A 13,153-nucleotide genomic window follows, 5' to 3' on the forward strand; every position below is an offset into this window, starting at 1 on the left:
CGCTTAGAACGATCACAGGATCTAGCTGCAGGTCTCGGCGTTCGGGTGGGGCTGGGCCTGGAGCCGTTCGCGGAGGTCGATCTCCTCGGGGGTGAGCGGGTCCTCGGGCCGGCGGATGCGTACGGGCGTGGGCCGCAGCGGCAGGCCGTCGTCGGCCGCGGCTTCCTCGGATTCCGCGAGCGCCCGGTACAGCGAGGCGACCGACGGGGACTTGCCCGCGTTCTTCCCGGTCTTGATGGTCAGCTTCTTCGCGATCTCGGGGACGGGGACGCCCTTGTCCTTGAGCGCGACGGCGAAGGTGAGCATGTCGTCGTCGATGACCTTCGGGCGTCCGCCGTGGTTGCCCTTGGACGCGGCGATGACCTGGCCTTCGAGGGTCTTCTCCCGGATGTAGTTGCGCTCGATCTGCCCGGCCACGGCCAGGACGGCGAAGAACATGGCGCCCATGCCGTTGGGGACGTAGATCCCGGTGAGGAGTTCGAGCTGAATGCCGCCGGCCTGGAGCTCGGCGGACAGCGTCATCAGCTCGGCCGCGTTCCTGGCGAGGCGCTTGAGCTCGTGGACGGTGAGGATGACGGGCGTCCCGGGGGCGGCCTCCTTGAACTGGTGGGCCAGCGCGAGCGCCTTCTCCAGCTCGGGCCGGATCTTCACCCGGGTGCTGATCTGCTCCTGGAAGACCTTGTGGCACTCCGCCCGGTGCAGGGCTTCGAGCTGGCTCGCCAGCTCCTGCCGCGCGGTCGACGTCCTGGCGTACCCGATGCGGACCGGGCGCTCGGTGCGGGGCGCGGGCACGACGGCGAGCGCCGGGCCTTGCTTCCACGCGCGGCCGGGGTGGCGGTCGGCGGGGACGAGGACTTCGAGTTCCTCGCGGAGAGCGGGGACGAGTACGAAGCGGGGGGTGTGGTACTTGGCGGTCGAGTAGGAGCGATGCAGCGAGTGCGGTTTGGTGTCACATGATTTGACGCTGGGTGGAGGCGGGTTGTGATCGTCACGGTTTCGGGTTTGACCGTTCGTTCTGGGGCGCGTCTCGGCCGGGTGGGGTGCGGGTACGGTCTGACGTGCTGTCACTGTGGACTGAGGGGGCTGGATGACGGGCGTAGAGATCGCGGCCGGGTACGTGTTCGCGTGGCTGGTGCGCAAGGCCCGGCGAGTGGCGGGGCGAGCGGACACTGAGGTCGACCGCGGGCTGGACGCCGGGATGGACCGGCTGCACGATCTGATCAGCTCCAGGCTGGGGCAGGACCCGGTTCTGGAGCGGGCGCTGGAGCGGGCGCAAGAGGAGGCCGCGGCCGGCGGTGAGGAGCCGACCGAACGGACGCGGCGGCGGCTGACCGACGCGCTGCAGGACGCGGCCGAGGACGACAGCAGCTTTGCCGACGCCATGGAGCGTGCGGTGAAGGACCTGAAGGCCGCAGAGGCTCGCACGGGCGCCGTGTCGGCGTCCGGCGACGGGCAGGCCATCGGCGGGAACGTGGACATCCGTGCCGACCACGGATCGGCGGCCGCACTGAGGATGGGGAACGTGTCCCTCGGAACCCCTTCGGTGCCGGGCCCGGAGAAGGGCTGACCGTACCCGGCACCACCACAAGCAGCCCAGCTGACGGCCCGGCCCCCACCACGAGCGGCAAGAGCATCACCGCGAGAGACCGCAGCGTCGCGGCCGAGATCATCGGGGAGGTTCACCAGCACCATGCCGCGCCGCGCCCGCCGGCATCGTGGCCGCACCAGGTCGGCGTGATCCCCTCACGGGCGCGGTGCTTCCAGAACCGGGCGGAGGGCACACGGCTGCGGGAAGCGCTGGACCGCGGACACACCGCGGTACTGATGGGAGAGCAGCCTGCGGCAGGACAGGTGCTGGCCGGAATGGGAGGCGTGGGCAAGACCCAGCTCGCCGCCGACTACGCCCGCACCGCCTGGCAGAACGGCGAGGTGGACGTGCTGGTGTGGACCACCGCCGACAACGCCACCGCGGTCGCGTCGGGGTACGCGCAGGCCGGCATGGAGGTGCTGGGCGCGGGCCCATCAGATCCGCAGCAGGCGGCGCGGTCCTTCCTGTCCTGGCTGGAACCCAAATCGCAGGAACGGCCCTGCCGGTGGCTCGTGGTCCTGGACGACGTCACCGACCCGACGGATCTAAAAGGACTGTGGCCGCCTACCAGCCCGCACGGCCGCACCCTGGTCACCACGCGCCGCCGGGACGACGCCCTCACCGAAAGCGGAAGACAGCTGATCGAGGTCGGTCTGTTCACCGAGGCCGAATCCCTGGCCTACCTCACTGCCAAACTGGCCGCCCGCCACCGCCACGAGCCTGCCGAACAGCTCGCCGCCCTCGCCGCAGACCTGGGCCACCTGCCGCTGGCTCTCTCCCAGGCAGCCGCCTACCTCATCGACTCCGGCGAGAATGCGGCCACCTACCAGGAACTGCTGGCCGACCGCACCACGACACTCGCCGATGCCGCCCCCGACGCCCTGCCTGGCGACCAGACCACCACCGTCGCTGCAGCCTGGTCCCTGTGCATCGACCGCGCCGACACCCTGCGCCCCGCCGGCCTGGCCCGCCCCATGCTCCAGCTCACCGCCATGCTCGACGCGAACGGCATCCCCCAGGACGTCCTGACCAGCAGCCCCGCCCTGGCCTACCTCACCGCACACCGCACGCGCACCGGCCCGGCACCCGCCGGAGAACCGGCCCCGGTCTCCGTACGGGACGCAAGAAGGGCCCTGCGGGCCCTGCACCGGCTCAGCCTCATCGATCACACCCCCAACACCCCTGGCTCCCACGACGGAACCGTCCGCGTGCACCAGCTCATCCAGCGCGCCGTCCGTGACACCTTTGCTGCCCACCATCACCACCAGAGCGCGCGTACCGCCGGCGACGCCCTCCTCGCGGTCTGGCCCGATATCGAACGCAACACCGCCCTCGCCCAGGCCCTGCGCGCCAACGCACAAGCGCTGGCCCACCACGCAGACCCAGCCCTGTACAAACCGGACGCCCATCCGGTGCTGTACCGCATGGGCGCCAGCCTCGGCGAGACGGGGCAGACCACCGCAGCCCGCGACCACTACCAGGACATCGCCGAAACTATCGGCCAACACCTCGGTACTGACCACCCCGACGCCCTCGCCGCCCGGCACGGGCTTATCCACTGGCAGGGTGAGTCAGGGGATGCTGCCGACGCTGCAGCCGCTTACGAGGAGCTTGTGGAGCACATGGTGCGGGTGCTAGGAGAGAACCACCCCTACACCCTCGCCACCTGGCACAACCTCGCCTGCCAGTGGGGGCGGACAGGCGACGTGGCCGGAGCCGTGGCCGTCTTCGAGGAGCTCGTGAAGCACATGGTGCTAGTGCTGGGAGAGAACCACCCTCACACCTCGACCGCTCGCCACAACTTCGCCTACTGGCGAGGAGAGATGGGGGATTCAACTGCCCTGGAGGAGCTGCTCGCCGATCGCCGACGGGTGCTGGGTAAAGAGGACCTCCGTACCCTTCGCGCCTGGGAGAACTTCGCCCGTTGGGGGGGAGAGGCCGGGGATCCGGTGGGGGCTGCGGCAGCCTTCGCTGAACTGCTAGAGGACACGGTGCGAGTGCTCGGTGAAGATCACCCTCGTACTCTCGCCGCCCGGGGGAACCTCGCCTGTTGGCGGGGAGAGGCAGGGGATCCGGTGGGGGCTGCGGCAGCCTTCGCTGAACTGCTAGAGGACACGGTGCGAGTGCTCGGTGAAGATCACCCTCTCACCAGGACTGCCCGGCGCACTCTCGCCCATTGGAAGGAGAAGGACGGCGCTTGTTCGCCCGGAAGTAACGGGCATACCTGACCCGTAGCACGGCCTCGCGACTGGTAGGCCCGCATGTTGAGGTGGTACCTATTCCTCGGTGAGGCCGATCTTGATGTCACTGTGCGTGGTCGCCGGGGCGAGTAATAGTCAAGACTGTGGTCTGGGTGGCTTGTGTTCCTGGGCTCGCGGAGGCGATGACGGGTTCCATCTGGTGTCTGTAGCATCACGGGCGTGCCCGGCATATGGATCGGTCTCGACGCCGCTGCCCGGCGGATGAATTGGTGGTGGACCGGGTACTTGACGCTGGTCTGCGTCGGCGCGGCGGTGGCGGTGGCACTGTCTGAGCGGGCGGCGGATCGATGGTGGTGGGTTGGCGGCGTCGGCGGGTTCTGGCTGGTCGGGTTCTTCTACATGATCAACCGTGGATACGGTCGGACGCACCTCACGCCGAATGGGATGGAGTTCCGCACCTTCGTCAGTCGCAGATCGGTCCCGTGGTCCGAGATCGCCCGGATTGAGAAGCGGCGCCACCAAGGCCGCAGTGCTGAGTGGTGGGACGTGTGCGCCGTGCGGGTCCATGGACGGGCACTCACGGTTCCCGGCGTCTTCACCAGCAGGTGGTGGGATGCCGACTTCGAGGAGAAGTTGGCGGTCATCCGCGAGTACTGGTCCCGCGCAATCGTCGACTGTGGAGGCCGCGGAAACGCCTCAACTCCAGCCAGCGATGCGGGTCCAGAACCACTGTCAGCCGCCTCTCTGCCACCCCGAAGACACAGGAGCAGACTGTCGAGGCGCCGACCTCACCGCATCAAGTATTGAGCACGTTCATCCGTACGCGGCTGTGTACGTTCACGTGTACGCCGACACCACCCCGCGGGCGTAGAGGTGGGAGGCACAGAAGTTCCGGAGCGGGTGCGGGGTCAGCCGTCCCTGCCAGGCCGGCAGCCACTGGGTGACCGCCTGGGCCCAATTCGGCTCTGGCGACGATCACGTGACGTGGTCAAGGTGTCAGCAGTATTCGTAATCTGAGAAGGTCGAAGTTCGCTCGCCCGTAGCACTGGCGTTTGAGGGCCTTGATGCGTGTCACGGCGCCCTCGACTGCTCCTGAGTTGTGTTCCAAGGTCAGTCCGTTGATGACGGCGTCCAGGTCTCGGCGCAAGCCGGTGGCGAGCGTGCGCAGTGCCGGGAGGGCGTCGGCGTCCACGGTGTCCAGCCAGCCTGGGAGATCGGCGCCACGTCGCTGCGTCATGATGGCAGCGAAGGTGCGGATGTGGTCGTGCAGGCGTTCGAGATGCTCGCAGCTGGATACTGCGGTCTTCAGCCCGAGCGCGTCGTCCTGGTCGAGGTGGTCGGGGGTGGGTGAGCATCCATCGGCTGACCTGGCGTGGTTTGGGGATCGCCTGGGTGGTCGACGCGGACTCTCCGGGGCCGCGTTTGCGTCCGTCGCCGTGCGGACGCAGCGGCCGTAGGTAGCGGCGGACGATCTGGACGCTGCCGGTGAAGCCCAGGACGCGGAGTTCGGCGGTGATGTCCTGGGCGTTGGTGACTCCGGCGTTCCAGCGCTGGTTGACCACGTCGCGCCACGGGTCCAGTCGACTGGCCCGGTTCTCGGCCTTGGCCAGCAGTTCCTCGACGGTGGTGGCGTCGGCGAAGCGGCGCACGGTCTGGATGTCGAGGTTCAGCTCGCGGCCGACTGCCGCCCTGGACAAGCCGCGGGCCAGGCATTCCTGTACGTCGGCGTGGCGTTGTCGGGTCCGGGCGGCCAGCGGGTAGTCCCGGCTCGGCGGGCCGGGGATCTCCGGCGGGGGCGCGTGCTCCTCGGGTTGGACCTCGGCCTCGGCGCGAACTGTCTGACGTAGGCAGCCGTGGTGTGCCACGACCGTCTTCTGCGCCGCTTCGCAGAGGTTCTTCCACAGGTGAAAGCGATCCGCGACCTGCAGAGCGTCCGGCGCGCCGGCTCGCACGCCCTCGGCGTAGGCACCGCCACGGTCTCGGCACACGATCTTGACGCCGGGATGCCTGGTCAACCAATCGGCCAGCGTCTGGGCCTCACGGTCCGGCAGCACGTCGATCGGCCGGTGCGTTTCCATGTCGATCAGGATGGTGTTGTAGGAGTGCCGGCGCCGGATTGTGAAGTCGTCGACGCCGAGCACGGTCACCGCCGGGACCTCGGGCACAGGCTGTTCGCGGATCAGTTTGATGAGCAGATCGCGGCCGCAGGGCATGCCCAGCTGAGTGGCGAGCCGGGATCCGGCACGGCCGGCCAGCGCCAGCGCGATCGACACCAGCGCCTTGGTCAGCGTCGGCGTCCGCCGGGAGAACGGCATGGTGAGGCCCGGGATTTGCTCACTGAACGTTGTCTGGGAGCACGCATGGTTGACGCATTTGAAGCGGCGCACCGTCACCACGAGCTTCGCCCCGCGCCCGGCAACCGGCGAGTCCGCCAGCGAACGACGGTAGCGACCGTGGACTCGCGAGGACTTCGATCCGCAGCCGGAACACGCCACGACCGACGCGGAAGACCGCACGGACAACGTTACTGACACCCCGTCGGACTTCATCCGATCGACGGCAACAGCGTTCAGATGCGGAAACAGGTCGTCAACACACCGCGATAAGCACGCCGGTCATCCTCCCCGATCACACAGGGCCCTGCGTGCCACGAGGCATCGACCTGGGCACGTCACGTGATCGTCGCCAGAGCCGAATTACGTGATCGTCGACACGGAGCGTCTTGCCGGTACCGGTCACCATGATCACCTGAGTCCGGAGCCCTCGCTCGGGTGGACAGTTCGATGGCCCGGAGGCTCGCGTCGACGGCTTCTCACTGGTGAGGTCGTACCTCCACGCCAGCTCTTCCTGTTGGTCTGGGGCTGCGGACTCTCTGCGTTCAGGTGGCGTTGTAGGCGAGCTCGGCCAGTTGAAGGGCGTCGGCTAGGCTTGTCTCGTCGGTGAGGTCGACGCTGACGCGGTATTCCCGGTGCCCGGTGGTGAGGGTCCGGGCGGACTTGATGCCGAGCTCGTCGAGCTGTTGCTGGCTGTAGTTGAGCCGGAGATTGATGGTGCTGTACTCCGCGTAGACGTAGGCGAAGCCGCCGAACTGGGATCCCTGCCGGCGCAGGCGCAGGTAGCGGCTGTAGTCCAGAGGAGCGTCGGGCAGTGCGTTCTTGCGCTTGATGCCGTAGACACCGACGTTGTCCCACCGGGTCGTCTCTTCGAGAAACCGGACGAACAGGCCGGGAGCCGGGCTGCGGCCCAGCAGCTGACGCACCGTTTCCTGTCCCTCGTCGGCTACTCCCGGAATCCGGGCCGGCAGCATCCCACCGTCCGTGCCGTCTTCGGTGGCCACCGAAACGGGGCCACGGTATGGGACTGCCAGCTCCTTCAATACCTGCGAGGCGTCCAGTTCCTCAGGAGTTCCCTCGAACTGGAACACGGTCACCTTCATCAGATCCCCCTCACGTCGGTGCCCACGACACTACCGTCAGTTATGCATAGTTGGTGACCTTCTTCGTGTAGCTGCTCTGGGTGTTCCCTAGGCGAGCGCGTGACCTGGCGGCTGGGACGGTGGCGGTGGAGTTTGCCTTCGCCGGGGACTGTCTGCGGATCGCCAACGGTCTCGACGAGAACCGCATCGAGGTGGGTGAGGCCCCAGCTGGACTATGTTCGGCACGGGCGTTGAGGGCTATGGCCCTGCCGGCCTCCGGTTAGTCTCAATGATCGGCAGCAGGCTGACCTGAGGGCCTTTTGGCGGTTCACCGAGTGGACCGAGGCCAGGGTATGGGCCAAGCTCCACCGCCTGGTCCTGGACGAACTCGGCGCCTTGGGCGAGCTGGACTGGTCGCGGTGCGCGATCGACTCCGTCAGCGTCCGGGCCCTCAAAGGGGGCAACCGACAGGACCGAATCCGACCGACCGCGGCAAGAAGGGATTGAAAATCGACCTCATCGTCGACTGCCAGGGCCTGCACCTGTCGATCGGCATCTCCGCCGCCAACCTCCACGACAGCCAGGCCCTCCTCCCGCTGGCACGTGGCATCCCACCCATCCGTTCCCGTCGCGGCCCGCGATATTGACGGCCCGCCAAGCTGCACGGCGACAAGGGCTACGACTACCGCCACCTGCGGCGATGGCTCGCTTCTCGAGGCATCCGGCACCGTCTCGCCCGCAAAGGCATCGAGTCGTCCCGTCGCCTGGGCCGGCACCGCCGGTCGTGGAACGGACTGTGTCCTGGCTGTCCGGCTGCCGCCTCCACGGTTTGCGAAGGGCGCCGTGCTGATCGTGGACGGCACCCTGGTGTCCACCCACGACGACACGATGGCCGAGTGTTCGAGCGTGCTCACATTGCCATTCGTCACAGTCTCGTTCTTCAGACGCCTCAGGGTGGCGAGGTTTGCGTGGAGTCGTGGCTCCACACGGTGAGCGTGTCGGGGTGGTCGGGGCCGAGTACCTGCACCATGTCGCTCAGCAGGGTTCCGGCGGCGGTTTGGTCACCCGGGTAGTTGCTCCAGTAGGCGATCTGACGGCGGTTGGCACGTGTGTGCGGGTGGTCGGGGCCGAGCACCCGCAGCCGGTCGGCTAGGAGTGCCTTGAAGGCCGTGATCCCAGCGTCCGGGTCACCTGCCATCGCTGTCCAGTAGGCGAGGCTGCCTCGTGTGATCATTGTGTGGGGGTGGTCGGGGCCGAGCACTCGCAACCGGTCGAGGTAGACCTCCTCCAGGGCGGCCAGTGCGCCGTTGGGATCCCCGGCTGCGCCCTGCCACCAGGCGAGGTTGTTGCGGGTGGTCAGGGTGCGTGGATGGTCGGGGCCCAGCACTCGCACGAGGTCGGGGAGGAGGGCCCTGAACGCGTCGACGGCGGCATTGGGGTTACCGGCGAGCCCTTGCCACCAGGCCAGGTCGTTCCTGGTGATCATCGAGTGCGGATGGTCGGGCCCCAGTACCCGCTGCCGGTCACCGAGCAGCGCTTGCAGCGCCGCGGCCGCCTCAGCCGGTTTACCTGCCTTTCCCCGCCACCAGGCCAGGTCGTTGCGGGTGGTAAGCGTGTCGGGGTGATCGGGGCCCAGCAGCCGCACCATGTCGTTCAGCAGAGCATCGAACGCGGTCGCCGCCCCTGCGGGATCACCGGACTCACCCTGCCAGTAGGCCAGGTTGTGCCGGGTGGTGAGGGTGTCGAGGTGGTCGGGCCCCAGTACCCGCAGTCGGTCCGCCAGCAGGGCTTCGGTGGCGGCTAAGGCGCCCGAGGCGTCCCCGGCCTCGCCCTGCCAGCGTGCGTGGCCGGCGCGGGCGGCGAGGGTGTGAGGGTGTTCGGGGCCAAGCCGCTGTGCTGCCGTGGAGCCCAAGTCGCTGTAGTGGGCGGCGGCCGCCGAGACCAGGCCAGACTCGCCCAGACTGGTGCCGGCTGTGAACAGGACGCGGTGGGCACCTGTTGTGGTGTTCCACAGGGCCGGCTCTGCGGCGGCGCGCAGGGCCGCCGTGTTGGCTCGTAGCATTTGCCCGTGGGAAGGGTCGCACTCGATGTCTGGCCAGAGTGATACCAGGGCGTCGGCCAAGGTCGTGGCCAACAAGTTGGCGTGCTCCGGGTGCGCAGACTCGCGGACCGCACGCTGGATCAGGGCGTGCACCCGGATTGTCGGGCCGACCGGATTGAGCGTGAGCAGACTGAGGCGGTGCAGGCCGTGCAGCACGTCGCGCACATCGTGGGCTTCGACGGGCTCCTGAGAACTGCGCCGGCTGCGGAGGTAAGCGGTGACCACGCTCGTGGTGAGTATCTCGGCTGGGATCGAGTTGGGGTCGAGCAGTGCTGCCAGCTCCAGGACGGGGCGGCCCAGCCCTGGCGGGGTCAAGGTGTCGGCGTGGTCGATGGACAGTGACCACGTGGCCGCGACGGTGGCCCGGTGCTCATCCGGCAGAGCTTCGGGTTCGGGAGCTAGGTCCGTCAGGCGCCTGCGGACGTCGCGCAGGCGGCGCCGGTACTCGGCACAGGACAAGCCCCGATCGAGGATGTAGGCGGCTGCTTGGGCCAATGCCAGCGGCAGGTGCCCGAGATCCTCGGCCAGCCTGTCGTGATCGGAGGGCAGATCGCTGTTGGCGCTCAGCCGGACGCCCAGGTAGGCCGCTGACTGCCCCGGCGTGAACAGGCCCACCTCCACGACGTACCGCCCACTCAACAAGGCAGCATCCCGGCGACGGGTGGTGACCACCGTCCGGCCCGAAGGGCCAGCGGGAGGCCACAGCCCGTTGAGGTCCCCAGGATTCTGCAGATCGTCCAGCACGATCAGCCACCGTCTGTGATGCGGCTCTGACAGCCAGGCCAGGAAGCGAGCCGCCCCCTGCTCAGGGTCGTCGTCCTGCAGTCCAGTGATGTCGGCAGCGGCCTGAGCGTAGGCGATGACCACCGCGTCGCGGGACGCAGCGGTCACCCACATCAGCAAGTCGACTTCCCCTGCCTGCCACGTGCGGTGAGCAAGAGCTGCGGCAAGTTGCGTCTTGCCGACGCCACCCATCCCCGACAAAACCTGCCACACCACGGCCGTTCCCCTGCCGGAAGCCATGAACGCGTCGAGGTCGCGGTCAGCGGGACGCTCCTGCCGACAGTTCGCCAGCACAGGTAGCACTCCCACCCGGTGTGGCCACAACTGCGAACGATTTGGTGCGCCGGCGGTGACCTCAACCCGCTGCAGCGCGGCCGAGGTACGGGGTGTGCGCCCGGAGCACTCCCCGATCGGACTCGTCAGCCCGCGTCTTGCCGTCTCGGCCGCGGCCCGCTGCAGCTCCAGCAAGTCGGCTGCTGGCAGCTTCAGCGCGCAAGCCAGGGCCGCCACGGTCTCCGCGGAAGGCACCGGCTTGCCCACCGAGAGCGCCTCCCACACGGTGGTACGCCCCAAGTGCGCCCGGGCGGCGAGCTGCGTCTGGCTCAGCCGGGCCAGGGCCAGCCCGTCGGCGAGCCTCCTGCGCAGCTCGGTCAGTGCCGCAGCCGGATCGTCGCCGTCCTGTCCGTCGTGCACGTCCTGCCCCCCGCCCCCGAGGTGTGTTCACCGGTGTTCATCTTTGTCCGGGCGAACCACGACGCACACCGATTAGGCGACCTTCAACGACATCAACAGCCCATCGTGTATAGGGAGCCTTCCGTGGTCGTCGCCATTGTTCTGCTGACCATCGCCCTTGTGATCGTCGTCGCGCTGCTGGCCGCGGCCGGCGCGGGCAAACTCGCCCGTCTGGACGGCGCCACCTACCCCACCGCGATCATCCGCGCCGCCACGGCGTTTGCCGCAGTCATCACCCTCGCGGCCACAGTGACCGAGGTCCTCGCCGCCCTGTTCACCTGAGCCGATTCTCGATCGGCTCGGTGGCACAGCGTTGTCCTGCTGGGTCACAGTGCGCGGACTGCCGTGCACGCGATCCAAAGCGCACCCCACACGTGGTCGACCATGAGCGGCGTCATCCGGCGGGCGTCGGCGACGAACCCCTCGAGCTGCTCGGGGCGCGGGTGCCAGTAGCGGAGATACAGCATCGCGAGATCGACAGCTCTCCCGTTCGCGGCGAGGCGAGCCTTGGCATCCGCGGGATCGAGCTCCTCGCCTTCGTCGGCCTTCACGCTCACGTACCGGCGGTCGTCGCACGCTTCGACGAGCGCTGGCACGTCTGGCACACCCTCGCTCGTGCGCCACTCGGCCGGACACTCCGCGTCGAGGATCTCCGCGAACGCCTGGGCCAGGAGCAGGTTCGCCTGGGCCTTGCCCTCACGCCTTTGGTCCGGCAGGTCGCCCACTGGTTCACCACTCGCCTGCACGGCCGAACCGAGCCGCCCCGCTGCCTGGCTGGCTCCCCGGCCACCATGCGCCACCACCTGCAGTTCGCCCTGCCCGTCCTCACCCGCCTCGCCGCGGCAGGCCTGGACGACCTCACCCACGTCACTGCCGCCGAGCTCCGCCAGAACCTGGACGCCTGCCGCCTGAGGGGCAACGACTACACCGACACCGCTTCCGCCCTGCGCACCGTCTTCACCTTTCTGCACACCCACCACGGCGCACCCCGCAATCCCGCGGTGCATCTGCGGGTTGGCACCCTCCACCGCAGCATCCCGCTGCCCGCCGACCCCGACCCGATCCGCGCAGCCCTGACCTCACCCGACCCGGCCCGCGCCGCCGTCACCGCCCTGCTCGCCTTCCACGCCCTGCGCACCACCGAGATCCGCACCCTCACCCTCGACAGCCTGCGCGACCTCGACCAGAGCCGGCTCCATCTGCCGGATCGCACCGTCCTGCTCGCCGACCCGGTCACAGCCCGCCTGCACGCCTATCTCGCCCACCGCGCCGCGACCTGGCCGTACACCGCCAACCCTCACCTGTTCCTCACCCGCAAGACCGCGGTCTCCACCACGCCGGTCAGCCTTCCCTGGCTCTACCGCCGCTACCCCTCCTCCAGTCACCTCCTGCGCGCCGACCGCCTCGTCGACGAAGCCAAGGCCGCGGGGGACGCCCGCATGATCTGCGAACTGTTCGGCCTCACCTTCAACACCGCCACCCGCTACACCCGCTCTTACCAGGACATCGCTGCGCTCCACTCGGTGCCACCCCGCTTTCACTTACAGATGTAGGCTCGAGTGACGGCGTCCTGTCAGGACGGGGGAGCCAGGTGATGGTTTGCAGACGCCGCCCTCGCACCCCTGCGCGTACGCGTGCTCTTCGGGGCCAGCGCCGGTTGATTGGCGCGGAACGCTGGTGGGGGTTCGTGTGGTCTATGCGGAACGGGACGGCGGTGCCTGGTCCGGGTTGCCGCCAGCCCAGTACAGGGCGGTGTCGATGTCGCGTGCAGTCCATCCGGTGGCGCGTGCTCCGCCGTGCTGGAGGAGGTCGTCAAGGAGTTGCATGTAGCGGCCGTAGCGTCCCGGTGCGCGGGTGAGGGTCAGGCCGAGACCGTCCAGGGCGTGCTGGACGCGGCGGTCGTAGACGGCCATCCGCGTGGGCGCTGCTGCCGTCAGGACGGCGGATGCGAGGGCGTCGCCGGTACGGAAGCCGGGCAGTTCCCATATGATGGCGCGCCCTGTTCGGGCTGCTTCACCACGGGGCGCCGTGTCGCGGACTGCGGCGACTGCTCGTTTGGTGACTGAGCGGACGTGGGTATCGGGCAGGGACAGCAGGGCCGACACCCACGGGGTCTGTGCGGAGAGGCGTTTCCATACCACCAGTGCCGCGATGTCCATCTTGCCGAGGCTGCCGGCGAGCTGTGCCCGGTGGGCGACTTCCAGGAAGATTTCGTCGTAGTGCGGTGAGATGCTGGCCAGGTAGTCGGCTCGGGCGGGGATGAGGGTGTCCCACACACGTTCGTAGCGGGCGGGGAGTTCTTCCTCGGTTGCGAGGTTCGTGGTGTTCTCCAT

The 13,153-nt window shown here is 68.6% G+C and carries 11 protein-coding genes and 2 pseudogenes; 6 read left to right on the forward strand and 7 right to left on the reverse strand.

From position 1 onward, the window contains the following. Positions 1–21: 21 nt before the first annotated feature. Positions 22–1,068, reverse strand: a complete 1,047-nt coding sequence (locus tag ACFYYF_RS39760) for a recombinase family protein (RefSeq protein ID WP_388783910.1) — start codon at positions 1,066–1,068, stop codon at positions 22–24. A gap of 19 nt (positions 1,069–1,087) precedes the next feature. Between ACFYYF_RS39760 and ACFYYF_RS39765 the strand changes: the two genes are divergently transcribed. The 3 genes from ACFYYF_RS39765 (at position 1,088) to ACFYYF_RS39775 (ending at position 4,596) form a co-directional block, all read left to right on the forward strand. Next, positions 1,088–1,567 (forward strand): hypothetical protein, encoded by a 480-nt coding sequence (locus tag ACFYYF_RS39765; RefSeq protein ID WP_387303181.1) that lies wholly within the window; start codon positions 1,088–1,090, stop codon positions 1,565–1,567. A 257-nt stretch (positions 1,568–1,824) separates the two neighbouring features. After that, positions 1,825–3,816 (forward strand): tetratricopeptide repeat protein, encoded by a 1,992-nt coding sequence (locus ACFYYF_RS39770; RefSeq protein WP_388783913.1) that lies wholly within the window; start codon positions 1,825–1,827, stop codon positions 3,814–3,816. A gap of 192 nt (positions 3,817–4,008) precedes the next feature. Continuing rightward, positions 4,009–4,596 carry a hypothetical protein gene (locus tag ACFYYF_RS39775; RefSeq protein ID WP_388783915.1) on the forward strand — a complete coding sequence of 196 codons (588 nt, stop codon included), beginning with the start codon at positions 4,009–4,011 and terminating at the stop codon, positions 4,594–4,596. A gap of 181 nt (positions 4,597–4,777) precedes the next feature. Here the strand turns inward: ACFYYF_RS39775 and ACFYYF_RS39780 are convergent, their stop codons facing one another. The 3 genes and pseudogenes from ACFYYF_RS39780 to ACFYYF_RS39790 all read right to left on the reverse strand — a co-directional run bounded on the left by ACFYYF_RS39780 (position 4,778) and on the right by ACFYYF_RS39790 (position 7,225). Continuing rightward, on the reverse strand, positions 4,778–5,098 hold the full coding sequence (locus tag ACFYYF_RS39780; protein WP_388784000.1) for a transposase: 321 nt from the start codon (positions 5,096–5,098) through the stop codon (positions 4,778–4,780). Positions 5,099–5,633: 535 nt separating this feature from the next. After that, positions 5,634–6,338, reverse strand: a pseudogene (locus ACFYYF_RS39785) (ISL3 family transposase); the annotation flags it as partial. A 329-nt stretch (positions 6,339–6,667) separates the two neighbouring features. Beyond that, positions 6,668–7,225, reverse strand: a complete 558-nt coding sequence (locus ACFYYF_RS39790) for a hypothetical protein (protein ID WP_388783918.1) — start codon at positions 7,223–7,225, stop codon at positions 6,668–6,670. 294 nt (positions 7,226–7,519) lie between these two features. Between ACFYYF_RS39790 and ACFYYF_RS39795 the strand changes: the two are divergent. After that, positions 7,520–8,024 (forward strand): annotated as a pseudogene (locus tag ACFYYF_RS39795) (IS5 family transposase); the annotation flags it as partial. A 129-nt stretch (positions 8,025–8,153) separates the two neighbouring features. On the opposite strand, the gene ACFYYF_RS39800 reads toward ACFYYF_RS39795, so the two are convergent. Continuing rightward, positions 8,154–10,781, reverse strand: coding sequence for a tetratricopeptide repeat protein (locus tag ACFYYF_RS39800; RefSeq protein WP_388783921.1), 2,628 nt, complete (start codon positions 10,779–10,781; stop codon positions 8,154–8,156). A gap of 123 nt (positions 10,782–10,904) precedes the next feature. Here ACFYYF_RS39800 and ACFYYF_RS39805 point away from each other — a divergent pair, with 123 nt between their 5' ends. Further along, complete coding sequence (locus ACFYYF_RS39805; protein ID WP_388783924.1) at positions 10,905–11,102, forward strand: hypothetical protein; 198 nt, start codon at positions 10,905–10,907, stop codon at positions 11,100–11,102. A 44-nt stretch (positions 11,103–11,146) separates the two neighbouring features. Here ACFYYF_RS39805 and ACFYYF_RS39810 read toward each other — a convergent pair whose 3' ends face one another. After that, positions 11,147–11,545, reverse strand: coding sequence for a hypothetical protein (locus ACFYYF_RS39810; RefSeq protein WP_388783926.1), 399 nt, complete (start codon positions 11,543–11,545; stop codon positions 11,147–11,149). A gap of 66 nt (positions 11,546–11,611) precedes the next feature. Here ACFYYF_RS39810 and ACFYYF_RS39815 point away from each other — a divergent pair, with 66 nt between their 5' ends. Further along, positions 11,612–12,373: a hypothetical protein gene (locus ACFYYF_RS39815; protein ID WP_388783928.1), complete on the forward strand. Its 762-nt coding sequence runs from the start codon at positions 11,612–11,614 to the stop codon at positions 12,371–12,373. Positions 12,374–12,514: 141 nt separating this feature from the next. Here the strand turns inward: ACFYYF_RS39815 and ACFYYF_RS39820 are convergent, their stop codons facing one another. Continuing rightward, positions 12,515–13,153, reverse strand: a complete 639-nt coding sequence (locus ACFYYF_RS39820) for a hypothetical protein (RefSeq protein WP_388783930.1) — start codon at positions 13,151–13,153, stop codon at positions 12,515–12,517.

Origin of the sequence: Streptomyces sp. NPDC001914, from assembly GCF_042891215.1 — a bacterium.
Lineage (GTDB): Bacteria > Actinomycetota > Actinomycetes > Streptomycetales > Streptomycetaceae > Streptomyces.

Excerpts from the sequence above, each read along its gene's own strand:
- ACFYYF_RS39790 (WP_388783918.1), bottom strand. The coding sequence starts at position 7,225 with ATGAAGGTGACCGTGTTCCAGTTCGAGGGAACTCCTGAGGAACTGGAC.
- ACFYYF_RS39770 (WP_388783913.1), top strand. The coding sequence starts at position 1,825 with ATGGGAGAGCAGCCTGCGGCAGGACAGGTGCTGGCCGGAATGGGAGGC.
- ACFYYF_RS39765 (WP_387303181.1), top strand. The coding sequence starts at position 1,088 with ATGACGGGCGTAGAGATCGCGGCCGGGTACGTGTTCGCGTGGCTGGTG.
- ACFYYF_RS39815 (WP_388783928.1), top strand. The coding sequence starts at position 11,612 with ATGCGCCACCACCTGCAGTTCGCCCTGCCCGTCCTCACCCGCCTCGCC.
- ACFYYF_RS39820 (WP_388783930.1), bottom strand. The coding sequence starts at position 13,153 with ATGGAGAACACCACGAACCTCGCAACCGAGGAAGAACTCCCCGCCCGC.